Origin of the sequence: Aerosakkonema sp. BLCC-F183 (genome assembly GCF_041929145.1) — a bacterium.
In the GTDB taxonomy this organism is placed as follows: Bacteria; Cyanobacteriota; Cyanobacteriia; order Cyanobacteriales; family Aerosakkonemataceae; genus Aerosakkonema.
Genome location: NZ_JBHFNU010000006.1, coordinates 1 through 21917, shown reverse-complemented (window position 1 = coordinate 21917; position 21917 = coordinate 1). Strand labels below are relative to the sequence as shown.

The following is a 21917-nucleotide window of genomic DNA, read 5'->3' as shown; positions in this document are numbered from 1 at the left end:
TTTTTTTTAAATTTTCCTCTTAATTTTCCCCCCCCCCCATTATTTTTTTTTTTTGTTGGGTTTTTCCCACTAAACCAAAATTTTGTTTTTGTTTTCGGCCCACAACCAAACCTACTCTTCAAGGGATTTTTCGATTTGGCGAAGGTATTGTCCAAGAAAGCGGGTTTCTTGAAGGAACTATTTTGCAGAAAGCCGTCGATAAACCGTTGCCAAAGCATCCGCATCGCCGACATTACCCGGAAACAGCACTACTGGCAAATTGGGAAACTGGGGATGATCTGTTGGTGTCCGCACCATCGAACAACCTGCTAAAATCTGCCCCAACAAACGCGCCGAAGTCAAGGCCAAACCGGTACTCAACACATCGTTGGAAGTAATCCCACCTTTACTAATCAAAAATCCAATATCATCAGGCAAACCGCGCACGATATCCATTAACAAAGTGGAAACAGCCAGACCAAATTGCAAGCGCGTCTGGGTATCGTTAAATGTGAGTTCCTGACGGCTGGTATAAACTACCGGCGTTTTACCGTCAGCATGGATATCATACACAGTTTTCAGCGTTTTCTCTAACAAAGCGGTGCGTTGCGCTTCCGACTCATCGAGGAGGTGAGATACATCAACTTCGATGCCAACTATTCCCGTTTCTTGCAAAAGACGTTCCAGCTGTTCGGTAGTTTTTTTAACGTGAGAACCGACAATTACCGCGCCCGGTTTTCCTTCCCGCACATATTTTGCCATATCTTCGGCGGCGATCGGTTGCGGAGGTAGCGCAGCCAAAGCGGTTAAAATACTGGCAGCGCTGCGAAACAGGAAGCGTTTGCCCTGACTTGCGGCTGTGAGGATATCTGCGGCAAAGCGATTTAAGTCAGCTTGAGTTTCCCCATCCACAACGCCACATTGATTATCTGCCAGTTTCATCAGTCTTTCCAGACTGCCGCTGCGAATATCTGCCAGCAAAAATCGCTCTACCGCATCTGCTTTAATTCTGCCTTTTGTCTTTTCTTCTACATAATCGGGCAAATAGCTGTGGTGATAGCCAAATACGGAATCGCGGGCAAATTCAGTTTCGTGGACTGGTGTTGGGACACCGTTGACAATCAAATAATGCACGCTGTCGCGGGTGAATCTTCCTCCCTCAAAAAAGGCTGGTACGAGGAAATGGGCGTCAAAGGGGCCCAGTTCTGCGGCGATCGCATCGGTTTCGACTGGGTAGTGTCCGCGCAGGGTGGAGTCGGAACGGCTGACAACCAGGAAATCCTGAATCTTCTCAGATTCTAATGCTAATTTGAGGTTGTGGCAGACTTCCCGCGTGACATCGGTGGCTTCTTCTGGGGTAAGCGCCCGGGTATTGGTGAGTACAAAGAAGATGGGCGAGTTGTCAGTCAATCCCAGTCGCAATGTCTCGACATCCCAGCGCGTCAGCAGCAAGCAGCTGTGGACTGTCTGAGAACCGGTGGGGTCATCGTCTAGGACAATAATTTTGGGTTTGGTTGTCATTGTGAACGCGAACGCTGATTTTGTAATTTTCTCATTTCTGCTTGTACGCCGATACCGATCTGCAATGCTTCGTTGAGAAGACGCCCGTATTCGCCTGCGCGATCGTTCACTTGCATCGCTTCTAGAGATCTTAAGTTATTGCTGAACAATTCTGGATTGGCGGCGATCGAGTTTTTATTTTCCCGCAAAATCTTCTCGCTCATCAAGGCGCGGATTAAGTCTTCTCGCGTTAGTTGCAGGGCTTGGATTACTTGGCTTCTATCGGTTAAATTGGGGTTGGCAGAACCTGCTATTTCCAGGCGATCGCTAATATCTATGGCTGTGAGTACGGCATGATATCGATCGATATCGTCAAGTAAATTGACAAGCAATTGCGGGCTGTGCTTTTTTAACCAAAACCACCTGCCAGCCAATACAGAAATTGGCACGATAATTAGTAGCAAGATGGTCACATATATGGAAGGGCCGATCGCTGGCAAAATTATAAAGGTATAAAGCCCCCCAACGACGATCGGAGTGAGAGCGATCGCAATCAAGATTTCGTTAACCAAAAAACTCAATCGCTTGCCAGCATCTTGCAGCATCGATGGTCTGAATACATCATCCGGATCGATGCCGCTTAAGTGCCTCAGTTCTCCCTTGCTAATCTCTAAGCCCTGTAAATCCGCTCGCACAAGCAATTCCTTTTACTCAGTTATATGCTGTTTTTGCAATTTTTTCATTTCGTCTTGTATGCTCAAACCGATCTGAAATGCTTCGTTTAAATAACGTCCGTATTCGCTTGCTTGTTCGTCTACTTGCAACGCCGCTAAAGCTGTCAAGTTATTGGCAAATAATTCTGGGTTGATTTTGATAAATTGTTCGTTTTCTCTGAGAACTTTCTCGGTTTTCAAAGCGCGAATTATATCTTCCCGCGTCAGCTTCAAAGCTTGAATTACTCGCTCTCTATCTTGCAAGCGCACGCCAGGATTTCCGGCTGCTTCTATCTGGTCGTTAATATCTATGCCTTTGATTGTGATGTTGAAGCGTTCCACATCATCTATAAGGTTGATAAAATGGCGATGCTTTAGGCTTAAAAATATTTTGATAATATCCTGAATGACTAACACCGCACCCAAAAAAGCATGGATGGCAATTAAAAGCAAACGATGCTCTGGGAAAGCCAGAATCAGAATAAAATTACTCACGGAAATTAGCGATATAAGCAGTAGGGTATGAAGAACTTCTGATAAAAACTTACGCAGTTTGGGAGGTCTGATGACAGCATTGGCGCTGACGCCACTTAGGTGTTTCAGTTCTCCTTTAGTAATCTCCAATCCTTGTAAATCTGGTCGCACGGCTGTATATTGTTTAAGTTGTAGGTTGAAGTAAGACGAAGACCTGAGAAACCTCGTTTCTTAATGAAAGATTTAGGATTTCAGGTTTAGCTATTTGCAAGAAACCCGGTTTCTTGACCAGGTGCAAGATGTGAGCTTTTTAACATATGCCTGAGATGGTCAGGTTAGTGTTGGCGTTCTCAATCAATGGTAGATCGTTTAACCGGGTTCCTGCTTCAACTGCTGGGAGTGGCAGAGCAACACATCGACTATTTTACTGCTTTTACTGCCGGGATTGGGGGTGCGATCGCTCACGGTTGAATTCCCTGCCGATCGTGCAACGTACTTAATTTTCTCATTTCTTCTTGCGTTCTGACTGCCACTTGTAAAGTTTCATTAAGCAATCGTGCATACTCGCTATTTGGATCGCTGACTCGCAATTGCAACAAAGTGGCTACATTACTTATCGATAATTCATCCTCCGTATCGACATAATCTTTATTTTTTCTGAACTTTTTCTCGATTGTAAAAGCTCTTACCAGATCGTATCTTGCCAGTTCCATCGCTTCAACTACTTTTTGCCTATCCCGGAAATTTAAGTTTTGTTTATGTTCCTCTTCCTGTCTGTCGATCGCACGCATATCCGCAACAACTTGATTGTAATTTTCTGCTTGTTTGACCAAGCTCCCTAGAAATGGGGTAACATACTTTTGGAGCCAATACCATCGCGCTGTCAGGCTAGTTATAACTGCTGCCAATACAATTATAATATTGCTCAGCCAACCTGGAATAATTGGGATAAAGCGCTCAAAAATCAGTACAGATAAAGTACCCACAATATACACTGAGAATAACCATAACACTATAAGTAGCGTCAGTTCTTTTCTGGGTGATTCTAAGTTGGCAGACAAAATTCCATTCACAAGATTCAAGAAATAATCTTTGACGGTAAAAGCTGTGCCTCCCAGCAAGACATCATCCTTATCTAAACCAGTCAAAGCTTTTAAGTCGTTATTAGTTATCTCAAAGTCACGAACACTGGATTTCATAGCTGTAGACTCCCATATGCAAGCAAAAGCCAGGGTGTGAGAGGGGGAGATGAATAATATTACATCCACTTTAATACTAGAGTTTGCTTTGGGCAAATCATTGGCTTTTACCATTATAATGCAAGAAAGTAATGAAGGCTCGAATGGATGCGATCGCAATTATCAGCGATATTACCGCAACGGCTAGTTTAATTGCCTTCATATATAGCTGGTGATGTAAGTTTGTCTGATTTCTCTACTTGATTTCATTCCCAGCTTGAAATACTGGCTAAAATGCTGTATTCTGGAATCAATTATTAAGTTCCAGCCAAAAAGACATGAAACGCAAATTTTTGCTAGGTTCTATTATCTTTATTGTTTCTTTCAATTTATTGCCAGCGCCATCCTTATCCCAACCCGCCCGAAATTGCGAACAGCAGGAAGAAATGTTTTCCTTTGAAGTGCCAACCTATGCAATCCAACATCAGGGAGGAGCTATACTCAACATCAAAGTTGCCTACCGCTTAACACCAGACGCGATCGCACAACAAAATTACCCTGATTTTATCCCAATTAGAAAAGATATTGATAAGTTTTTGGTAAATTATCCTAATGAAACAGACTATTGGGAAATTGTTAATCGAAATCTCGTTCAATTTCTCTTAGATAAATATCCCCAAATGTCATCTTTGAGCGTTGAAATCAATGTCATGCCAACCCCACAGGAGGCTTTTCGCCGTTCCAGTATCGTCAAGCGCACTCGACCCCAAAGTTGTTCTCTCACTCTTTAAACTTAATGGAACTCAAGAGTGCGATCGCACTTTTTTTCCCGTTAATTTTAACATTGAGATTGAGCGATCGCACTCCCCTACCCCTTCGAGGTAGAAGCTCGGTTATTCAGATTTCAGGGATGCCAAATCAATTACGAAGCGGTATTTCACATCAGACTTGAGGAGTCGCTCGTAGGCTTCGTTGACCTTCTGTATGGGGATGACTTCAACATCGGCGGTAATGTTGTGCTGGCCGCAAAAATCGAGCATTTCCTGAGTTTCGGCAATGCCGCCGATGTTGGAGCCGGAGAGACTGCGACGACCCATGATGAGGCTGAATGCTGAAACTTCCAGGGGATTTTCTGGTGCGCCGACAAGAGTGATGTTGCCGTCGCGGGTGAGCAGGTTGAGATAAGCATTGATGTCGTGCTTAGCAGAGACGGTATCGAGGATGAAATCGAAACTACCAGCCTGCTTTTGCATCTCGTCAGTGTTGCGGGAGACGACCACTTCATCGGCTCCCAGGCGGAGCGCGTCTTCCTTCTTGTCAGGTGAAGTAGTGAAGACAACGACGTGAGCTCCGAACGCACGAGCGAACTTCACGCCCATGTGTCCCAGTCCGCCCAGACCGACCACGCCAACTTTCTTGCCCTTGGCGACACCCCAGTGGCGTATGGGTGAATAGGTTGTAATCCCGGCGCACAGGAGCGGGGCGGCTCCAGCGAGATCGAGGTGGTCGGGGACGCGCAGAACGAAACGTTCATCGACGACGATGCTATCGGAGTAGCCACCGTATGTAACGCCTCCCAGGTGCTTATCCGGGGAATTGTAGGTGAGGGTTAGGTTTGGGCAGAACTGCTCAAAGCCAGCTTTACACTGGGGACAGGTTCTATCCGAATCGACCATGCAGCCGACCGCCGCCTTGTCGCCGGGTTTGTACTTGGTAACTGCCGAGCCGACTTTGGTGACGCGACCGACCATCTCGTGACCGGGAACAATGGGGTAGACAGTGGGCATGACACTGCTCCACTCGTTACGCACTGAATGGAGATCGGAGTGGCAGATACCGCAGAAGAGGATTTCGATCTGTACGTCGTGTTCGCTGGGATCTCGCCGTGCGATCGTATCGGAGGCCAGGGGTGATGTTGCACTGGCAGTGGAGTAAGCCTTGGCATTATACATGGATTGATGCTCCTAGATGTCTATTTTCTTAATTCCTTCGCTTGATGCCACTTTGGTGGCTATTCCAATCATAGAGATTGAGCGTTTATCGCCTGCTCTATCGGTAGGGATGAAAATTTCTTAAGAAGCAAGGTTACGCTTTGATAGGATTTTTGGTTGTCAGTCGGCGAATCTCTTGCTAGATCGAGTCTTGAACAAAAATCCTAAGTAGATTGCGATCGCATACAATGATTGTAAGGTTGAAGAGTGCGATCGAATGGATGCGATCGCACTCCCCTACCCCAGCCATTTCCTCAGCTTACTCCTACTTGCTAGCTCTACCAACCATGTAGCTAAGAAGACCGATAACTGTAGAAGAAAGAGCTGCGATCGCAAATCTCATTTCTCCCTCAGAAGCGCTACCTTTTTGCAGAATTGTGAATGAGTAAAAGTCAATTAGCAAAATTAGGACAAGAGCGACTATAAATACAGTAATATCCTTCACCCAGAAGGATATCCGCTTTTGCTTTCGTTTTAGTTCTTTATCCTTTTCGCGATTTTTTAGTTCAAACTCAGTGTCTTCTGTCATATATATCTTTAACAATTACTTTCCGTATCAGGATCGGTTTCTTTATCTAGAAGCTGCATTAACTCTGCATTTTCTTGCCTAAGTCTCTGATTTTCTTCAGAAAGGGCTATATTTAATTCTTTAATTCGGTTAACTTCTTCCGGGGAAAAACTTTTTACCTGTGCAACTTCGCTGGGAAGCTTAGTTTTTCTATCTCTGCCTTTATCATCCCTACCTGGGAACAGATTATGTGCAGGGTCAAACCATACTATATAAAACGTATTATCAAAAATAAAACCATGTATTCTCCCATAGCCCTTTGCAACCCTAAGTTCAAAAGAGTCTCTAGTCATTTCCTCATATTGCTTTTGTAATTCATTCTCATCATTGCCGCATTGAGGACGCAGTGAATCTTTAATTTTATCTGGAAACGCACTTCTTGTTATGGTGCTATCTCCTTTCCAATTAATAAATTTAGGCATCAGCCTGGGATGGGTTTGCTGCTTAATATCATCAGCGGTCGAATTTTGAATGTCATTGAAAGCATCAAAAAGTAGTTCATAATATTTTTTGTTTAACCCGTGCAGAAAAAACTCTTCTGATTCCCAATCAACAAATTTGAAGGAAATCCTCAGTTTTTCATTTGAGATTTGGCGATAAGAATCTTCCGCGAAACTTTTGAAAACGCTACTTTCAATTTTTTTCTTAGCCATTTGGATTAGCCTACGTAAGCAGCCAGCTTTCTTGCGAAGAAACTCTTCATAGACTCTTTAGATATTAAAGCATTAGAACCTTCAGTTTCAGGCAATCCTTTTCTAGCATCTAGCCAAGGATCTTCACGATGAGTCATGGTAGCTAAAGCCGCGCCATCATATCGTCCGTAAGCTTCTACGATTTGTTCGATAAACTCTATTTTTTCTGGTTCTATTTCGGGCAATTCAAACTCTTCTTGAATGCTTCTCCATCCATAATCTTTGTACTCATCATATAATGCACGAATCACAGGCCCATACGTCCAAGCTTCAAAGTTTTCTTCAAATAGTGGTTCTCGATCGTGAGTAGCCATATAAATAGCTTGGACATAGTAACAAAGCTTTTGCAGCTTCATCGGAGTTAGGCTTTCTTGAAAAACATCTCTGTGATGGAGGATAATGATACTGACAATTTTTTTGAGATTTTCGGAAATCATAAGTAAGCCCTCATTGATTTTCATTAGCCTACGTGTCTTGCCATTATAGCAATATTGTGATACTATGAACTATGGTTATAGAAAATAATGCACTAAAAATTCTTAATAAGATGACTGCGATCGATCTTGAAATAGAGGAAATGGTGAGAGAATCATCTCTGAATGCAGAGTTAGCACAGCTTATTTATACTGCGAGAAAGCAAGCCGGATTAACTCAAGCTAAACTTGCCGATCGCATTGGTACAAAACAGTCAGTCATTGCGCGACTTGAGGATGCAGATTATGAGGGACATTCCCTATCAATGTTGCAAAAAATTGCACGGGCGCTGAATCAACGTTTGGAAGTTAAGTTGGTTGGGAATAGCGATCGCCTACAATAATTGTAAGGTTGAAGAGAGCGATCGAATGGATGCGATCGCACTCCCCTACCCCAGCCATTTCCTCAGCTTATTCCTACTTGCTAGCTCTACCAACCATGTAGCTAAGAAGACCGATAACTGTCGAAGAAAGAGCGGCTCTTGCAAATCTCATTTCTCCTTCAGCGATCCAGAGGATATGTTTTATGACCCAAACTAGATCGAGCTTGACAGCTTTTCTAATGAAACCAAACCATTCTCTGCAAAATCTATTTCTAAATGATATCCTGTCATCAAAGCTGTTCCCAGCAACGGTTTATATCCAGAGGCTAAAATCGGGACAATTTTTTCGCTATTATCCCAAACAATAGTCGCTAAATGTATCGATAATAGGGCCTCACTCCCATCTGCTAATCTAGCAAGTGTGCTGGAATATAACAGCAGATTCATTGCACTAACTGCTTGGGGGGGTAAGGTCAGATGATCGTTAAATCCTGTGTCAATGACGAAATCTATAGAAAACTCAGGTTGTTCGGGTAAACGGAATGTCACAGGTACGATCGCTTTGTTGTTAATAAATTTCCCATAAATCATTATAAAATACGCTCGCTTGCACCACCGAAGCTGACTGCTACATCATAACCAATTCGTATTGTAAATAATCGGGCTTGAGGGTTCTTTTGCTTTAATTTTAAAGCGCTTTCCACCCCAGTAGAATCGATGCCATATTCACCTGTCTCTGCATCAATTACGATCATTTTACCAATGTTTTCACTGGACTCTACTTGTTGGCGAATATCATTTTCATAAATTTGTTGGGCTTTGTGAGCAACTTCTTCAGCCGTCCAAAAAATAGCTTGCATGGTTATTTTACACTAGGGTTTGCGGTTGAGAATTTATAATTTTAATATCTATTGTAACATAATTTTTGCCTGTAAGTAGCCGAATCATTAAATCTTACAATATGTACAGATATCAGTATCGAGTAAATAAGTCACAGGCTATATTTTGAGTTATAAAAACTACGGCTGTCATAGATATCTTTGATGATTTCCTCATCAGTGCGATCGTCTTCCCAAGCGTCGAATGTTTCCATGAAATTGTCGAGGGAAGGTTCTTTTGATGTTTTTTCAGATTGTAACTGTTGAGTTGACAAGTTCATCATTTCTTCTTTGATGACTTGGCGAACAACTTTTGTTAATAGTGCTTCTAATTCCGCTATTGTGAGAACGCTAGCGGGTTGATTTGTATCTGTTTGGGAGTTTTCCATAAATAGCCTCAATTTATTATAATTGTAGACTGTAATTAGTAAGATAATCTATTTGATTGCCTTAGCCCAGCACATCGATCTGCTGTCCGTCTGGCAAAATAATGATGCCTCCTAACGCGCAACCAAGTTCAACTAGATTGGAACCTTTACAACTGGCTCCAGTCAGATCCAAATCCTCTAATCCAGTATCTCCATTGATAACAGAGCCATCCAGAATTGCGTCTCTAAAAGTAGTCCGAACAATATCGATCATTTCTAGGTGAACACCTCTGAGGGAGGCTCCGTCGAAGTTAGATCCTTCAACAACAGTTTCTCCAACGAAGAAAGCCCCATCTAGATTAGCCTTGGTCAAATTGGCATTAATGATTCTGCTGTCCCCAAGATTGACTCCACGCAGATTGGCTCCACTCAAATTAGTTTCTTCCAACCGCGCACCGCACAAAACAGCCCCACTCAAATTAGCTCCACTCAAGTTTGCTCCATTGAGCTTGGTTCCGCACAAGTCAGCTCCACTCAAGTCAGCTCCACTCAAATTGATTTCCCTGAGATCGGCATTATCCAGAAAAATACCCCTGAGTCTGATTCCAGGAAAATTTCGCTCCCCAGTAGCGTACTTTTTGAGCAATTCTTCAGCGTCCATAACTCTCTTCTAAAATTTATTCCTCTCGAATAACTGGAGAATTGTTAAAAACTTCTCTTAGCTCTTTTTCCTGAACGCTGTGCTAGCGATCGAGCTTCTCAACAATACTATCCAGGAAGATCAAATCAAATATTTCCTACTAAATTTTATCTCCTTTCTTGATGATTGTCATCCCCTACCTAGTATAACCCAGGCAGGGGCATCACTTCAACCTTAATGCACTAACTCGATCGCACCTTTCATCAACGTCTTAGCTCATAGCAATTTGACACTTTCTACCCGAGCCAGTTTAGCATCAAAAGAGGCAGTTTCCTCACATCCACCTAGTTGATTGAGTCGGGTAATTAAGTAGTCAGAAAAATCTGCATTACCAGATTTAATCTGTCCGATCGCCCATTCTATAGCTTCTCGATTATCAAACACAAAAATATTAGCTTTTAAAATATTCTCCAGTGTCTCAATGAGTTTTTCTCGACTTAGTTTATATCTGCTTCGCAAAACCCAAACTACTTCACAAAGAACAATATTGTTAATCAAGCAAGGTTCATTAGCTTGCAAGGCTTCGTTGATGTAGCGATCGGCAATTTGCCACTGCTGTTCGTCGTCTCGCACTAAAAAGCGCACGACTACGTTACTATCTAATCCTTTCAAGCTGACTCTCCTGCACATTCAGCGATCGCTTCGTCCATTTCTTCTATAGAAATAGCTTTTCTACCTTCTTCATAAAGCATCCCAGATAATGCTCTGGCATCAATCTTGGCAGGTTGTAAATAAACTTTACCATCTGGCCCGATCGCAAAATCGATCGAGTCACCCGGTTTCAATTTAAGCCATTCTATAACTTCTGAAGGAATCGCAACTTCTCCAGAATTAGTTAATTTTGTTATTGCCATCCTTGGTTCCTCAGTCAGCCCTTACCTAGTATAAACCAATCAGGGGCATCACATAGAATGTCATAATTTGATTATTCCTCAATTATAGCTTTTTTACTTTTTAACAAAATTAAACCAGTGTATGCAAATATACCTAATTTAACGCAGGCCGGGGCATTACGTCAATAATGCACTAACTCGATCGCACTTTTCGTCAACGCTTCCCCAGTCAATCCATCAGCACTAAATACGCCTCTCCAACCATTTTTCCAAATCTGCCAAATTGTTAAAGTCTAATAAATCTTCTGCTAAATTTTCCAAAGCTTGAATAGATAAGTTTTCAATTTGGCTAGTTATTACCTCTGAAATTTCTCCAAAGCGCTTTTTGAGTAAACGCATAACTAGAGCGATCGCTTCCGTAACGCGCCCTTCTTCTTTACCTTCTTCTTTGCCTTCTTCTCTGGCATAAGTCAGCCGCCCTCTCTCATCTTGTAACATCATCGATCGTCGCTCTACTACTTCTAATTCTTCCACTGTCATGGTTGCTTGATTGGCAATATTTAATGCTAGTCCTATTTCATTAACTTCTCCTAGCTTCTCTGGAATTTCATCCAATGTTGCGGCTTGTTTGAGGAAATAAATCCACCGATCGCTTAAACTGGTTAACTCTGATAGGCTTTTCTTAAATTTCGGCAATTCTATAAATATTAACTGCAATTCAGGATCGGGATAGGCAAATTTTGTTGTCTTCTCCTGAAACACGAATTGACTGATTACATCGGGAGTTTGGTTAAACAGAATAAAATCGGTTATCGTCACGCCAATTACTGGGGTGAGACTGAAATAGTCTTCGCCAATTCCTAACTGATTGGTATAAGCTTTCCCTACATTATAAATCACCCTTTTGCTGAAAGCACTCACTCGCGCTATTTGCATTTCTATCAGGACAACTGATCCATCGGCTAAAACGGCTTTTACATCTAAATAAGTTTCTTTTAAGCTGAGAACTTGGCCGGGATTATAGGGGTTGACAATCGTTAAGGATTGAATGATTTTATCTCCTGAATAAATAATCGCATTGAGAAAGCTGATTAAAATCTCTTGGCTTTGTGAGGAACCGAATATTTTTTTAAAGGCATAATCGACCTTGGGACTGATAAATCTCATTTTTTTCTCCCTTTTTAGCCTGGTAATGGTTAGCAAAAATTTTATTATCTATTCTTGTGAAATATGAGGATAATTTTATTGTAATTCCTCACACTTTTATCTGTTCTTCAAACTATCTCCTAACAAATCGGATAGTTGGAGAATTGTTAAAAACTTCTCTTACCTCTCGCTCTTGAACATTATGCTTGCGATCGAGTTTTTCAACAATCCTATCTAGGAAGATTAAATCAAATATTTCCAACTAAATTTTATCTCCTTTTTTGATGATTGTCATCCCCTACCTAGTATAACTCAGTTCGGGGTATCATCGAATATTCCAGATCCCCGACTTCTTCAAGAAGTCGGGGATCTAGGGGATCTAATATTCCAGATCCCCGACTTCTTCAAGAAGTCGGGGATCTAGACGATCTAGGCAGCAAGTTTTGCTTAATGCACTAACTCGATCGCACGTTTAGTCAACGCCTCAGCAGTCAATCCATTAAACGCCATTAACTCACCAGCGCTTGCAGTTGTTTCCCCACGTTTCCATGCGAAAGTATCGCGTTTGGCGTTACTTCTCAACATAATTGGTTCTAACATTCCACTCGCGCCACCAGTGACACCAATTAACGCATCACCACCAAAAATTTCGGCGAATTTGGCATCGCTTAAAAATTCACCATCTGATTGAGAACAAGTATCCCAAGCAACATCGTGCGGACGGTACAAACGGCGAGGATTGATAACAGAAACAATCTTCACGCCGATACCTTCTCCTTCTAAGAAAGCTGCTGCTTCAAATACTGGCATTAGGGTCATATCGCCAACGACTGCAAACACGACTTTCTTACTCGCGCCTTCGTTAAGATTTGTTTGGGCGGGTTCGATTTCTTGCAATACAACCGCACCATCTTTTAACCCTTGACGAGTTTGTGCAAAAGTGGTACGAATTGGCAATGGTGACTTACTAGCAGTAATCACAATTCCCTTATTTTTTGTTGTCAATGCCCAGTCATAACAAACTTGGATGCTGTTAGCATCGGGTGGGAATAATGGGAACACATTGCCATTTCGCATCATCGCCGCAAAATATGCTTCCACTTCCGGGCGTTGGTGCGTCCAACCGTTGCGACCTTGCTCTAATGCGCCTGCGGTATATAAAGTAATGGTCGAAGGAGTTGGACGGCGCAATTCTGCCATTGCTTGCGTTACAGTTTGCCAAATTGGTAATCCGTTGATGGCAAAAGATTCGTAGGAACACCACAAACTTCTGGCACCCATCAAAGATAAACCAACTGCCAATCCCGCACAAGCATCTTCACTCAAAGGTTCGTAAACTTGTCCGTTTGGAGATTGATTGTATAAGTCATCGGTGGTGGGGTGAATAATCTTTAATGCCTGGTTGATATTGGCAATTCCAGATGCTTCGTTACCGTCGGCGTTGGTGACTAAAAAAGTGCGATCGCATTCGCCAACTTTGCCAACTAAACGCCCCATCGCCGTAGTAGAAACCTTCGGATCTCCACCCACCGCATATTCTTCCAAAGGCAATTCACCTAATTCTGCTAACGGTAATTCAGATTCTGTTACCGCTGTTTTGGCAGCAGGGCCACCACCTGCCCGTTCGCAATTTGTCCGCACCAATTGCCAAGCTTCCGCAGATAAAGCGCGACCTTTCAACGCTTCGGAAATGTGCGGTGCATCTAATGTATCTTTGGGATAAAGATTGTGCGATTTTGCGCCCCGTGCGTGAACTCCCGCACCTTTCAATTGTTTGATGATAAATGCAGTTAGTTTACCGCCAAGTGCAGATTTCGCTGCTTTATCCACACCCGCTAAAATTGCTTTGGTGAAAGCAAGACGCTGTTCAAAAGAGAAAGCGGTGCTATCAACATAATCGCCAGGTTGGTTTTTGTCGTCAAAATCTTTCGCATTGACTAAGATGACTTCTTCAAAACCATTGCCTTTCCAATAAGCAATCATTTCCTCATTGGTTTTAGTCGAAACCATGCTATGATGTTCCTGACTGTAACCATTCCAAACCAAGACTGGTAAAAAGTTAGTTGCACTGGGATAAGCAGTGTGGAAATGTGCCATACTGCTCATCGGATAAGGTTCGCCCATCCCGCCATCACCCATTGTGAAGGGGAAAAGTTTGTCTTTGTGCAATAAAGCAGCTGCCATTGCAAAGTGCTGACCTTGACCGAGGGGGCCAGCAGGTGCGAGAATACCGGGAATGTAGCCGGAAAGGTGGCCCAGAAGACCGTGCTTTTCGCGGAAGCGATCGCGCAACTGCTGCACAGTAGAAATACCCATGTCCTCCAAAGAGCGATCGAGGAACATGGAACTGTAAAATCCCGGCGCGTGATGTCCCACTTCCGTGATAATATTCTTGTAGCCCAGCAAAATTAAAGCCGCATGAGCCTCCGCAGAACTGGCAAAACCGCCTGGGTGTCCCGAAGCTTTACTCCCAGTAATTTGCAGAGTAAGATAACGAAGGGCGTCGGCTAGCAGTAAAGTTTGGTACACTGCGGCAGGATCGGCAGGATCGGAAATGGCAAAACTACCTTCTGCGATCGCGGGATTAGCACCATACGTCTCGAAATGCGGTAGCGCTTCGCCAAAATATTGAATACCTTCGCAAAAATCGGGGATTGACGTTGCTTTTGGGGTCGTTGCAGTCATGCTGAGTTCCTTAATGTGTATGAGGAGACAGTACGTGCTGAATGAATTTAACAAAAATTTTACAACTATTAGGTTGTCGAAAAATATCAGTTGTATGTAAGACGAAGATAACAATATCGAATGCAATGCCAAGAAAAATTAAATGGTTTAACTTAGGTTAAGTGAGAAGAAATATTTTTAGAAGCAAACCGATACAATGAAACAAGTAGAAGGCCCTAAAACCCCAACAATTGTACAAACGCTCCAATGGGTCTTTAGCCCTATGTCGTTTATGGAAGACTGCGCCAAACGCTATGGCGACATCTTCAGCATTCGAGTGGGCGCAAAATTTGACCCTTTAGTGTTCGTTAGAGATCCCCAAGCGCTGCAAGAGATTTTGACAGGGGATACCACCAAGCAATTTGAAGCTCCTGGCGAAATGAACCGGATTTTTGCACCATTTTTGGGACTGCATTCTGTGATTACCGCTAGCGGCGCACGCCACCAACGCCAGCGCCAGCTGATGATGCCGAGTTTTCACGGCGAAAGGATGAAAACTTACGGTGAGACGATCGCCAATGTCACAGAGCAAATAATCAAGGGATGGGAGATTGGCAAACCTTTCTGCGTGCGGTCTTCTACTCAAGTTATTACCCTGCGGGTAATTATGCAAGCGGTGTTTGGTTTGTCTGAGGGCGATCGCGCACAAAAGCTGGAAAAACTGCTTTCTGAAATGCTGGAGACAACAGCTTCTCCCGCGAGCGTTACCATGCTTTATTTTCCTATTTTGCAACAGGATTTAGGCGCGTGGAGTCCTTGGGGAAGATTTCTACGTCTTCGCGAACAAATCGATCGACTTATCTACGAAGAAATTCGCGAACGGCGCAAAAATCCCGATCGATCGCGCACAGATATCCTCAGCTTGCTAATGGCAGCTAAAGATGAACAAGGTGAATCGATGACGGATGAAGAATTACGCGATGAATTGATGACCCTTTTAGTTGCAGGTCACGAAACTACTGCCACAGCTTTAGCATGGGCATTTTACTGGATTCACAAAATACCAACTGTGCGACAAAAACTGCTGGAAGAACTCGATAGTTTGGGCTCAAATCCAGACCCCAGCGCTATTTTCAAATTACCGTATCTCAATGCTGTCTGCTCCGAAACTTTGCGGATTTACCCAGTGGGGATGCTGACCTTCCCACGAGTACCGAAAGTACCGCTCCAACTAATGGGTTACGATCTAGAACCTGGGACAGTGTTGATGGGTTCTATTTATCTCCTCCACCGCCGCGAAGATTTATATCCAGAACCGGAAAAATTTAAACCAGAGAGATTTTTGGAAAGGCAATTTTCTCCCTATGAATTCTTGCCCTTTGGCGGTGGTGCAAGGCGCTGTATTGGTTTTGCGTTTGCGCTGTTTGAAATGAAAATAGTGCTGGCCGAAATCCTCTCGCGTTTGCAATTGGAACTTGCCGATAATCGCGAAATCAAACCTAAACGTCGCGGCTTGGTAACAGCACCCGATCGCAGCATTCAGCTAGTTGTCAAAGGCGAGCGATCGGTAAAATCCCGCACCCTGGAAGCTGTCTCCAGTTGAGCATAGAGCAGTAGAAAGCAAATTAAAAAGTAAAAAAGTAAAAATTGGCGTTGGCAATTGAAAATTAGTAATTGCGAATTGCCAATCCGCAGTCTCTATTACCCATTTATCAATCTCTTATGACAGATTTTGGCATCATCAGTCCCGCCGCGATCGGCCACCTCAATCCGATGTGCGTCTTAGGTCGAGAATTACAACGACGCGGCCATAATGTCACCCTTTTCGGTATTCCCGATATCGAGGAAAAAGTGATGAAATCGGGATTGAACTTTTGCAAGATTGGAGAAGCTAAATTTCCGCTCGGAACATTGGGGCCAAAGTATAAACAGTTAGGAGAAATGAGTGGAGTGGCAGGGCTAAAATTTACAGTGCGTTGGCTTCAAGAAGAAGCAGCCATGCTTTTTCAGTCAGCTCCCGAAGCACTCAAATTAATAGGTGTAGAAGCCCTGCTGGTAGACCAAGTTTCAACAGCAGGTGGAACGGTTGCTGACTTCTTGAATCTTCCCTTCATCACCGTATGTAATGCTCTGTTAATTAATCGAGAAGCTGGAGTTCCTCCATACTTTACAACCTGGAGTTACAGCAAGGGATGGGGGGCGCGTCTTCGCAACCAAGCGGGGAACTTTTTGATCGATCGCATCACACAACCAATTTGGAATATTCTCGTACAGCAGCGGCAGCAATGGCAGTTACCCCCTTATTCCAAACGGGAAGATGCCTACTCTCAACTTGCTCAGATATGCCAACTCCCGGCAGAGTTTGATTTTCCGCGAGTTAATTTATCTCCTTGCTTCCATTACACGGGGCCTTTTCAAGATTCATCCGGCTTAGAACCCGTCTCCTTCCCGTCCCTCTCTTTTCCTTGGGAAAAATTGACCGATAAACCGCTGATTTACGCTTCTCTGGGTACTTTGCAAAACCGCAAATGGGAAATTTTTCACAGTATTGCTGAGGCTTGTTTGGGGTTAGACGCACAACTGGTAATTTCTTTGGGAAACCCAAACAGTCAAGCATCTTTGAGCTTGCCCGGTTCGCCTTTGGTGGTTCCCTTTGCACCCCACCAAAAACTAATAGAAAGATCCAGCTTAATAATTACTCATGCAGGTATGAATACTGTATTGGGAGCATTAAGCAGCGGCGTACCTTTGGTCGCTATTCCTGTTACTAACGAACAGCCTGGTATAGCCACTCGTTTAGCTCGAACTGGTGCGGGAGAAATGCTGCCTTTGGCAAGCTTGAGCGTTCCCAAACTTAGAGCCCTTATACAGCGGCTGCTGACAGAAGATTCTTATCAAAAGAATGCGTTCGGGTTGCAAGAAGCCATTCGTCGAGCCGGGGGAGCTAGCCGTGCCGTTGATATTATCGAACAGGCGATATCTACGGGGAAGTCTGTCTTGGCTCACCCTAAAGATTATAATTGCTAACTTAGATTCAAGAGCGAAAATTCTCTCAGTAAAGTCGCCATGAAACTGCCCCAAGGCCCGAAAACACCCGAAATTGTGCAGCTACTCCAATGGGTTTCTAACCCCTTGACATTGATGGATGATTGTGCTAAAAAATATGGCGATATGTTCTCGCTGTGGGTAAGCGGGAATGGAAAGCCGATCGTCTTTTTAAGCAACCCACAAGCCATTAAAGAAGTTTTTACAGCCGATTACAAACAGTTTGACACCGGCCCTGCGAACCAGTTAGGAAAACCAATCCTGGGACAGTATTCCCTGATGTTGATGGATGGCGATCGCCACCGCAGAGAACGCCAATTATTGATGCCTCCGTTTCATGGGGAACGGATGAAAACCTACGGTCAGCTAATCCAAGATATCGCGCTTGCAGTTACCGACGAGTGGCAAATCGGTCAGAAATTCTCAGTTCGCGAGGTAATGCAAGAGATTTCCCTGCGCGTAATTTTACAAGCTGTGTTTGGTTTGCAAGAAGGAACCCGCAGTCAACAATTGCGGCAACTTTTGTCAGAAATGCTCGATGAGATCAGTTCGCCGTTCAATTCCGTCTTACTTTTCTTTCCGGTACTGCAAAAAGATTTAGGTGCGTGGAGTCCGTGGGGTCGCTTCTTGCGTCGCCAGCAGGAAATTAGCAAACTCCTCTATGCGGAAATTCAGGAACGTCGAGAAAAACCAGATCCATCGCGCACAGACATTCTCTCCTTACTTATGTCTGCGCGTGACGAAAACGATCGACCGATGACAGATGCAGAATTACACGACGAATTGCGATCGCTTTTAGTAGCCGGTCACGAAACAACAGCCACATCATTAGCTTGGGCGCTATATTCAATTCACCACATACCGGGTGTGCTTGACAAGTTGCTGCAAGAAATAGATAGCCTTGGCAATAACCCAGATCCAGCTGCTTTTGCCAAACTGCCCTATCTTACTGCTGTTTGCAACGAAACGCTGCGAATTTATCCAATTTTGTTTATCACCTTTGGCAGAATTGTCAAATCTCCCATCGAAATTATGGGTAATTTGTTTGCACCCGGTACACAGCTAGCTGCCTGTATTTATTTAACACATCGGCGCGAAGATATTTACCCAGAACCAGACAAATTTAAACCAGAACGTTTTCTAGAACGTCAGTTTTCTCCCTACGAATATTTCCCCTTTGGTGGAGGTAATCGTCGCTGTCTTGGCATAGCATTAGCACCATTTGAAATGAAACTCGTACTGGGAACAATACTGTCGCGTTGGCAATTGGCACTTGCCGACAAACGCCCAGTTCGACCCATACGTCGAGGCTTTACATTAGGGCCATCTGGCGGCGTGCGAATGGTTGTTAGCGATCGACGTTTGCAAAAATCTCGCATCGTGGAAACCACAGTTTAGCTAAAAATTAAACAAAAGATAGATAACTGCAAAAGATTTCCTATATCGTCATGCAGATAAATTAATTGACGCGATCGCTTAAAGTTGCATATATGCGATCGGGAGATGACATCATGACGCGAGATGAGGAACCCAGGCTGGAGGAAGAGGTACTTTCTGCCGCCGCAGAAATAGGGGTAATTAGCCAAGTGGATAAAGTAGAGGACGTCAATATAGATGTCAAAACTAATCTACTTAATATAGTTCAAGGACAAGCCGATTCAGTTTCATTTGCAGGCCAAGGTTTGGCAATCCAAAAAGACATCCGCGTCCAAGAAGTGCAAGTGCAAACAGGTCGGATTGCCATTAATCCTTTAAGTGCTATTTTTGGTGAAATCAAACTTACTCATCCGACAGATGCCTCTATCCGCGTTGTCCTAACAGAAGAAGATATCAACAGTTCTCTTAATTCCGACTACATCCGCAGCAAGTTGCCGCCTTTAGAACTCGATGTGGATGGTAAAATTGTTAGCATCGAATTGCAACACATGGAAATTAACTTACCAGGTGACGGTAAGATAAAATGCAGCGGTAACGTGCTGCTGCACGAGGGTAATACTAGACAGTTAGACTTCATTGCTTTGCTTTACCCGCGCACTTCTTCGCAGCCGTTATTACTAGAGGCGTTCCACTGCACGCCGGGAAATGGCATTGGCTTAGAATTAATTGTGGCTTTGATGTTGAAGTTTAAGGAACTGGTGAATTTACCTTACTACGAAGTGGAAGGAAGCGCGTTTCGCGTCAAAGATATGGATGTACAAAAAGGCAGCTTAACGGTGATGGCAGAAGCATACATCAGACAAATACCGTCAATGTAAGAGTGTGGCTATCTAAAGATAGATAATCGCTCATAAATTATTCTGTCGCGATGCAGATTCGCTGTTTTGTACCGACCGCCTAAAGTTAGGTAGGTACTTCGATAAACAATAGCAAAATGGCAGCAAATCAACCAGGGCTAGGTGAGCAAGCACTCAGTAAGGCAGCGGAAATCGGCCTATCCAGTCAATTGGATGAAGTAGAGGAACTTGAGGTAGATATCCGTACCAATCCGCTGAAAGTAATTCAGGGAGAATTGGATTCCGTTGATATTAAAGGCAAAGGTATGGTCATGCAAGAAGACCTGCGGACAGAGGAATTGGAGATGCACATAGATAGCATCTCGATCGATCCTCTTCGCGCCGCCTTTGGCGATATTCAATTGAAACATCCTACCGAAGCAGAAACGCGAGTTGTCCTCACCGAACAAGATCTCGATCGCGCCTTCAATTCCAACTTTATCCGCGATAAGCTGCAAAACCTGAATGTGCATATCAACAATCAACCGACAACGGTTGATGTGCAAAAAGTGGAATTCCGCCTACCCGGTGAAGGCAAATTTAGCTTAAACGCGACTGTTGGTCTGCGAGAGGGCGGCGAAACCAAACAAACTGCTTTCACTGCTATACCGCGTGTGAAAGAAGGCGGAAACCGCATCTCCCTTGAGGATGTTGAGTACGCGGAAGGGAAGGAAGTATCGCCAGAACTGACTAACGCTTTGTTGGATAAGTCCAGCGAATTGTTAGATTTACGTAATTTTGAGTTGGAAGGAATGTCGTTGCGCCTGAAAAAGTTGGATGTGCAAAACGGCAAGCTGACGCTGCAAGCAGAAGCTTATGTAGAACAGTTTCCTTCATCGTAATTTCAGATTCTAGATTTCAGATTTCAGATTGAAATTTTTTAATTTGAAATCTGATTTTGCCATATCAAACCATTTTTAAATTTGCCATCTTAAACTTGCAATTTGCAATTCCCAAATATATGACCAAGATCGAAGATAGATACAAGCCCCCGATTTAAGTCGTGGAGAGAAAGAAAAATTTTCCTTGTTTCAAGCCCCCGCATTTATCCGTGGGGTAAATCTAAAATCTAAAATCCAAAATCCAAAATCCAAAATCCAAAATCGAATGACTCGACACAATTTACCTACTAAAAATGCAGAAAGGGCAGCAAGACAAGCGGCTGCTCATCCTTGGGTTGAAAGTTTGGCAAGATATGGTATAGCGGCAAAAGGGGTGGTGTATGCGATCGTCGGCGTGTTGGCGGCGCAAGCTGCATTTGGCGCAGGCGGCAGAACAACCGACTCTCAAGGCGCTCTCCAAACTATTGTGACACAACCGTTTGGCAAGATATTGCTCGGTTTGGTGGCGATCGGCTTAGTTGGATACGTTGTGTGGCGTTTTGTGCAGGCATTTCTCGACCCCGAACGCAAAGGCACAGATGCCAAAGGTATTGCACAGCGCATCGGCTATTTTATCAGCGGTTTAATATACGCCGGTTTAGCTTTAACCGCTACTAAAATAATTTTAGGTTCCGGAAGCGGAGGCGGTAGCAATTCAACGCAACACTGGACAGCGCGTTTGCTGGCACAGCCTTTCGGTCAGTGGTTGGTAGCTACTGTGGGAGTAATTATAATTGGCGTGGCTTGCTATCAGATTTATAAAGCTTTTACTGGCAAATTCCGCCAAGAATTGAAATGGCAGGAAATGAGGAACGTAGAAAGAACTTGGTCAATGCGCCTCGGCAGATTTGGTCTGACCGCGCAGGCTATAGTTTTTATCATTATCGGCTTTTTCCTCATCCAAGCGGCGCGTCAATCCGACCCCAATCAAGCGCGTTCTTTGGGTGGCGCACTAGCAGCACTGGCGGAACAACCCTATGGGCCTTGGGTTTTGGGTGTTGTAGCGATCGGTCTTGTCGCCTACGGTATTTATATGATGGTGCAAGCTCGTTACCGTCGCGTTGTGACTGTATGAAGTGCGATCGCACTTGTAGTTAGGGCTCTCCCGTTGTTGTGGTGATAATAAAAACTTATTTAATCGTAGGGTGGGTTAGGCACGGGCGATAATTTCAACACTTTCAACCAATAATTAAGTTCCCGTGCCGTAACCCACCATCCCAGCTATCTGTAACATATAC

The 21917-nt window shown here is 43.8% G+C and carries 25 protein-coding genes; 9 read left to right on the top strand and 16 right to left on the bottom strand.

The window, feature by feature from the left end; translation table 11 throughout:
* Positions 1–177: 177 nt before the first annotated feature.
* The 4 genes from ACE1CD_RS00920 to ACE1CD_RS00905 form a co-directional block, all read right to left on the bottom strand.
* A complete protein-coding gene (locus ACE1CD_RS00920) occupies positions 178–1500 on the bottom strand; it encodes a four-carbon acid sugar kinase family protein (RefSeq protein ID WP_374820849.1) in 1323 nt (440 codons plus the stop codon).
* Positions 1497–2174, bottom strand: a complete 678-nt coding sequence (locus ACE1CD_RS00915) for a hypothetical protein (protein WP_374796307.1) — start codon at positions 2172–2174, stop codon at positions 1497–1499. The genes ACE1CD_RS00920 and ACE1CD_RS00915 overlap by 4 nt, the downstream gene beginning before the upstream one ends.
* A gap of 12 nt (positions 2175–2186) precedes the next feature.
* Positions 2187–2837, bottom strand: coding sequence for a hypothetical protein (locus tag ACE1CD_RS00910; protein ID WP_374796309.1), 651 nt, complete (start codon positions 2835–2837; stop codon positions 2187–2189).
* A 290-nt stretch (positions 2838–3127) separates the two neighbouring features.
* A complete protein-coding gene (locus ACE1CD_RS00905) occupies positions 3128–3865 on the bottom strand; it encodes a hypothetical protein (protein ID WP_374820847.1) in 738 nt (245 codons plus the stop codon).
* A gap of 49 nt (positions 3866–3914) precedes the next feature.
* Here ACE1CD_RS00905 and ACE1CD_RS00900 point away from each other — a divergent pair, with 49 nt between their 5' ends.
* Positions 3915–4052 carry a hypothetical protein gene (locus ACE1CD_RS00900; protein WP_374820845.1) on the top strand — a complete coding sequence of 46 codons (138 nt, stop codon included), beginning with the start codon at positions 3915–3917 and terminating at the stop codon, positions 4050–4052.
* 130 nt (positions 4053–4182) lie between these two features.
* The gene (locus ACE1CD_RS00895; protein ID WP_374796315.1) at positions 4183–4635 is read left to right on the top strand and encodes a hypothetical protein; all 453 of its coding nucleotides are present in this window, start codon (positions 4183–4185) and stop codon (positions 4633–4635) included.
* A gap of 102 nt (positions 4636–4737) precedes the next feature.
* Here the strand turns inward: ACE1CD_RS00895 and ACE1CD_RS00890 are convergent, their stop codons facing one another.
* From ACE1CD_RS00890 to ACE1CD_RS00875, 4 genes are all read right to left on the bottom strand, one after another.
* On the bottom strand, positions 4738–5796 hold the full coding sequence (locus tag ACE1CD_RS00890; RefSeq protein ID WP_374820842.1) for an NAD(P)-dependent alcohol dehydrogenase: 1059 nt from the start codon (positions 5794–5796) through the stop codon (positions 4738–4740).
* 304 nt (positions 5797–6100) lie between these two features.
* On the bottom strand, positions 6101–6364 hold the full coding sequence (locus tag ACE1CD_RS00885; RefSeq protein ID WP_374796317.1) for a hypothetical protein: 264 nt from the start codon (positions 6362–6364) through the stop codon (positions 6101–6103).
* A gap of 8 nt (positions 6365–6372) precedes the next feature.
* Positions 6373–7056, bottom strand: coding sequence for a hypothetical protein (locus ACE1CD_RS00880; protein ID WP_374796318.1), 684 nt, complete (start codon positions 7054–7056; stop codon positions 6373–6375).
* A 5-nt stretch (positions 7057–7061) separates the two neighbouring features.
* Positions 7062–7532 (bottom strand): Panacea domain-containing protein, encoded by a 471-nt coding sequence (locus ACE1CD_RS00875; RefSeq protein ID WP_374820840.1) that lies wholly within the window; start codon positions 7530–7532, stop codon positions 7062–7064.
* A 71-nt stretch (positions 7533–7603) separates the two neighbouring features.
* Between ACE1CD_RS00875 and ACE1CD_RS00870 the strand changes: the two genes are divergently transcribed.
* A complete protein-coding gene (locus ACE1CD_RS00870; protein ID WP_374820837.1) occupies positions 7604–7912 on the top strand; it encodes a helix-turn-helix domain-containing protein in 309 nt (102 codons plus the stop codon).
* Between the two features lie 192 nt (positions 7913–8104).
* On the opposite strand, the gene ACE1CD_RS00865 is transcribed toward ACE1CD_RS00870, so the two are convergent.
* From ACE1CD_RS00865 to ACE1CD_RS00830, 8 genes are all read right to left on the bottom strand, one after another.
* Positions 8105–8482, bottom strand: coding sequence for a clan AA aspartic protease (locus ACE1CD_RS00865; protein ID WP_374796323.1), 378 nt, complete (start codon positions 8480–8482; stop codon positions 8105–8107).
* Positions 8482–8751 (bottom strand): hypothetical protein, encoded by a 270-nt coding sequence (locus ACE1CD_RS00860; RefSeq protein ID WP_374796325.1) that lies wholly within the window; start codon positions 8749–8751, stop codon positions 8482–8484. Before ACE1CD_RS00860 ends, ACE1CD_RS00865 begins: the two co-directional genes overlap by 1 nt.
* A gap of 131 nt (positions 8752–8882) precedes the next feature.
* Positions 8883–9158: a hypothetical protein gene (locus tag ACE1CD_RS00855; RefSeq protein ID WP_374796327.1), complete on the bottom strand. Its 276-nt coding sequence runs from the start codon at positions 9156–9158 to the stop codon at positions 8883–8885.
* Between the two features lie 61 nt (positions 9159–9219).
* Entirely contained in the window at positions 9220–9798 is a 579-nt protein-coding gene (locus tag ACE1CD_RS00850) for a pentapeptide repeat-containing protein (protein ID WP_374796329.1), read from the bottom strand.
* A 255-nt stretch (positions 9799–10053) separates the two neighbouring features.
* Positions 10054–10449, bottom strand: coding sequence for a PIN domain-containing protein (locus ACE1CD_RS00845; RefSeq protein WP_374820834.1), 396 nt, complete (start codon positions 10447–10449; stop codon positions 10054–10056).
* The gene (locus ACE1CD_RS00840; protein ID WP_374796333.1) at positions 10446–10691 is read right to left on the bottom strand and encodes an AbrB/MazE/SpoVT family DNA-binding domain-containing protein; all 246 of its coding nucleotides are present in this window, start codon (positions 10689–10691) and stop codon (positions 10446–10448) included. Before ACE1CD_RS00840 ends, ACE1CD_RS00845 begins: the two co-directional genes overlap by 4 nt.
* Before the next feature lie 222 nt (positions 10692–10913).
* Positions 10914–11837, bottom strand: coding sequence for an Rpn family recombination-promoting nuclease/putative transposase (locus ACE1CD_RS00835; protein ID WP_374796335.1), 924 nt, complete (start codon positions 11835–11837; stop codon positions 10914–10916).
* Positions 11838–12263: 426 nt separating this feature from the next.
* Positions 12264–14501, bottom strand: coding sequence for a phosphoketolase (locus tag ACE1CD_RS00830; RefSeq protein WP_374820831.1), 2238 nt, complete (start codon positions 14499–14501; stop codon positions 12264–12266).
* A gap of 196 nt (positions 14502–14697) precedes the next feature.
* On the opposite strand from ACE1CD_RS00830, the gene ACE1CD_RS00825 reads away from it, so the two are divergent.
* The 6 genes from ACE1CD_RS00825 to ACE1CD_RS00800 all read left to right on the top strand — a co-directional run bounded on the left by ACE1CD_RS00825 (position 14698) and on the right by ACE1CD_RS00800 (position 21754).
* Entirely contained in the window at positions 14698–16083 is a 1386-nt protein-coding gene (locus ACE1CD_RS00825) for a cytochrome P450 (protein WP_374820828.1), read from the top strand.
* Between the two features lie 119 nt (positions 16084–16202).
* A complete protein-coding gene (locus tag ACE1CD_RS00820) occupies positions 16203–17507 on the top strand; it encodes a glycosyltransferase (RefSeq protein ID WP_374820825.1) in 1305 nt (434 codons plus the stop codon).
* Positions 17508–17546: 39 nt separating this feature from the next.
* Complete coding sequence (locus ACE1CD_RS00815) at positions 17547–18923, top strand: cytochrome P450 (RefSeq protein WP_374820822.1); 1377 nt, start codon at positions 17547–17549, stop codon at positions 18921–18923.
* A 65-nt stretch (positions 18924–18988) separates the two neighbouring features.
* Positions 18989–19780: a DUF2993 domain-containing protein gene (locus tag ACE1CD_RS00810; RefSeq protein ID WP_374820819.1), complete on the top strand. Its 792-nt coding sequence runs from the start codon at positions 18989–18991 to the stop codon at positions 19778–19780.
* A gap of 116 nt (positions 19781–19896) precedes the next feature.
* Entirely contained in the window at positions 19897–20640 is a 744-nt protein-coding gene (locus tag ACE1CD_RS00805) for a DUF2993 domain-containing protein (protein WP_374820816.1), read from the top strand.
* Between the two features lie 265 nt (positions 20641–20905).
* Positions 20906–21754 carry a DUF1206 domain-containing protein gene (locus ACE1CD_RS00800; protein WP_374820814.1) on the top strand — a complete coding sequence of 283 codons (849 nt, stop codon included), beginning with the start codon at positions 20906–20908 and terminating at the stop codon, positions 21752–21754.
* Positions 21755–21917 lie beyond the last annotated feature (163 nt).

Bases quoted from the DNA above. Each gene is read 5' to 3' on its own strand.
- ACE1CD_RS00860 (WP_374796325.1), bottom strand. From the start codon at position 8,751: ATGCAAGCTATTTTTTGGACGGCTGAAGAAGTTGCTCACAAAGCCCAA.
- ACE1CD_RS00870 (WP_374820837.1), top strand. From the start codon at position 7,604: ATGGTTATAGAAAATAATGCACTAAAAATTCTTAATAAGATGACTGCG.
- ACE1CD_RS00815 (WP_374820822.1), top strand. From the start codon at position 17,547: ATGAAACTGCCCCAAGGCCCGAAAACACCCGAAATTGTGCAGCTACTC.
- ACE1CD_RS00820 (WP_374820825.1), top strand. From the start codon at position 16,203: ATGACAGATTTTGGCATCATCAGTCCCGCCGCGATCGGCCACCTCAAT.
- ACE1CD_RS00880 (WP_374796318.1), bottom strand. From the start codon at position 7,056: ATGGCTAAGAAAAAAATTGAAAGTAGCGTTTTCAAAAGTTTCGCGGAA.
- ACE1CD_RS00900 (WP_374820845.1), top strand. From the start codon at position 3,915: ATGAATAATATTACATCCACTTTAATACTAGAGTTTGCTTTGGGCAAA.
- ACE1CD_RS00830 (WP_374820831.1), bottom strand. From the start codon at position 14,501: ATGACTGCAACGACCCCAAAAGCAACGTCAATCCCCGATTTTTGCGAA.
- ACE1CD_RS00905 (WP_374820847.1), bottom strand. From the start codon at position 3,865: ATGAAATCCAGTGTTCGTGACTTTGAGATAACTAATAACGACTTAAAA.
- ACE1CD_RS00895 (WP_374796315.1), top strand. From the start codon at position 4,183: ATGAAACGCAAATTTTTGCTAGGTTCTATTATCTTTATTGTTTCTTTC.
- ACE1CD_RS00805 (WP_374820816.1), top strand. From the start codon at position 19,897: ATGGCAGCAAATCAACCAGGGCTAGGTGAGCAAGCACTCAGTAAGGCA.
- ACE1CD_RS00850 (WP_374796329.1), bottom strand. From the start codon at position 9,798: ATGGACGCTGAAGAATTGCTCAAAAAGTACGCTACTGGGGAGCGAAAT.
- ACE1CD_RS00855 (WP_374796327.1), bottom strand. From the start codon at position 9,158: ATGGAAAACTCCCAAACAGATACAAATCAACCCGCTAGCGTTCTCACA.
- ACE1CD_RS00890 (WP_374820842.1), bottom strand. From the start codon at position 5,796: ATGTATAATGCCAAGGCTTACTCCACTGCCAGTGCAACATCACCCCTG.
- ACE1CD_RS00825 (WP_374820828.1), top strand. From the start codon at position 14,698: ATGAAACAAGTAGAAGGCCCTAAAACCCCAACAATTGTACAAACGCTC.
- ACE1CD_RS00865 (WP_374796323.1), bottom strand. From the start codon at position 8,482: ATGATTTATGGGAAATTTATTAACAACAAAGCGATCGTACCTGTGACA.
- ACE1CD_RS00920 (WP_374820849.1), bottom strand. From the start codon at position 1,500: ATGACAACCAAACCCAAAATTATTGTCCTAGACGATGACCCCACCGGT.
- ACE1CD_RS00800 (WP_374820814.1), top strand. From the start codon at position 20,906: ATGACTCGACACAATTTACCTACTAAAAATGCAGAAAGGGCAGCAAGA.
- ACE1CD_RS00840 (WP_374796333.1), bottom strand. From the start codon at position 10,691: ATGGCAATAACAAAATTAACTAATTCTGGAGAAGTTGCGATTCCTTCA.
- ACE1CD_RS00875 (WP_374820840.1), bottom strand. From the start codon at position 7,532: ATGATTTCCGAAAATCTCAAAAAAATTGTCAGTATCATTATCCTCCAT.
- ACE1CD_RS00885 (WP_374796317.1), bottom strand. From the start codon at position 6,364: ATGACAGAAGACACTGAGTTTGAACTAAAAAATCGCGAAAAGGATAAA.
- ACE1CD_RS00835 (WP_374796335.1), bottom strand. From the start codon at position 11,837: ATGAGATTTATCAGTCCCAAGGTCGATTATGCCTTTAAAAAAATATTC.